The 1,431-nt window shown below is 61.1% G+C and carries 1 protein-coding gene; it reads left to right on the plus strand.

Features of this window, described 5'->3' with window-relative positions; translation table 11 throughout:
- Positions 1-118 precede the first annotated feature (118 nt).
- On the plus strand, positions 119-1,384 hold the full coding sequence (locus KHO31_RS38960; RefSeq protein ID WP_211626143.1) for an IS256 family transposase: 1,266 nt from the start codon (positions 119-121) through the stop codon (positions 1,382-1,384).
- Positions 1,385-1,431 lie beyond the last annotated feature (47 nt).

The raw sequence follows: 1,431 nt of genomic DNA on the forward strand, positions 1-1,431 counted from the left end.
GAGCTAAGCTCGAATCTGGTGTATGGGGGATTTGAGGCGGGAGATTGAAGGCGGTGGAGGTTTCAGCTGAGAATCTGATTGTCGAAGTCGGAAACCAGCAAACAACAAACCATCCACCATGAGCAAGTTTACGGAAAAAGAAGTCGTCGGTCTATCGGAAGTCGGTCTGGGCCTGGACGATCTGGTGCGCCAGGGCGCGCGGCAGGTGATCCAGCAGGCAATTGAAGCGGAGTTGTCCGCGCTGCTGGAGCGATTCGAGAACGTCAAGACCTTGCACGGCCAGCGCGCCGTGGTGCGCAATGGTTATTTGCCGGAGCGCGAAGTGTTGACGGCGGCTGGACCGATTCCGGTGAAGGTACCGAAGGTTCGTGACCGGTCAGGGTCGGGCGTGAAGTTCAATTCATCGATCGTTCCACCATATGTGCGGAAGTCGCCGCGCGTGAGTGCCGCACTGCCCTGGCTGTATCTGAAGGGCATTTCGACGGGCGACATGAGCGAAGCACTGAGCGTGCTGCTGGGCGAGGACGCCAAGGGGCTATCGGCGAACGTGGTAAGTCGCCTGAAGGCGCAATGGGCCGATGAGCATGCCAACTGGAGCCGGCGTGATCTGTCGAAATCGCACTACGTGTATTGGTGGGTCGACGGCATTCATACCGGCTTGCGTAGTGAGAACTCGGACGGCCAGTGCCTGCTGGTGATCATCGGCGTGAGGCCGGATGGGCGCAAGGAGCGGGTGGCAATCGGTGACGGGTATCGCGAGTCGAAGGCGTCCTGGCAGGAGCTGCTGCTCGATCTGAAGTCGCGAGGCTTGCAGGGTGGTCCGCTGCTGGCCGTCGGTGACGGCGCTATGGGCTTCTGGGCCGCACTGGAGGAAGTGTTTCCTGCAACGCGCGGCCAGCGCTGCTGGTTTCACAAGATGGGCAACGTGCTCAACGCGCTGCCGAAGTCGCAGCAGGGGCGCGCGAAGGCCGACCTGCAGGCGATCTGGATGGCCGCGACGCGCGCCGACGCGTATGCCGCGTTCGATCGTTTCGTGACGGTCTACGCCGCGAAATATCCGAAGGCGACCGAAACGCTGAAGAAGGACCGGGAGAGCCTGCTGGCGTTTTACGACTTCCCCGCCGAGCACTGGCAGCATTTGCGCACGACGAATGCGATTGAGTCGACATTCGCGACCGTGCGCCACCGGACGACTCGCACCCGCAACTGCGTGTCGCGTCCAACCTTCCTCGGTCTGGCATTCAAGCTGATCGAGGAAGCCGAGAAAACCTGGCGCCGTATCAACGGCCCCGAACAGATCAAGCTGTTGCTGGAGGGCATTGCCTTCAGGGACGGCGAACCGGTGCAAGGCGATCAACCGGTTCAGCAGAAACTCGCCGCCTGAAGTCGAACGCTATCAAGCTGCCCATACACCACTCTTGACGATAGCTC

The organism is Paraburkholderia domus, assembly GCF_905220705.1.
GTDB classification, from domain to species: domain Bacteria; phylum Pseudomonadota; class Gammaproteobacteria; order Burkholderiales; family Burkholderiaceae; genus Paraburkholderia; species Paraburkholderia domus.

Excerpts from the sequence above, each read along its gene's own strand:
- KHO31_RS38960 (WP_211626143.1), top strand. The coding sequence starts at position 119 with ATGAGCAAGTTTACGGAAAAAGAAGTCGTCGGTCTATCGGAAGTCGGT.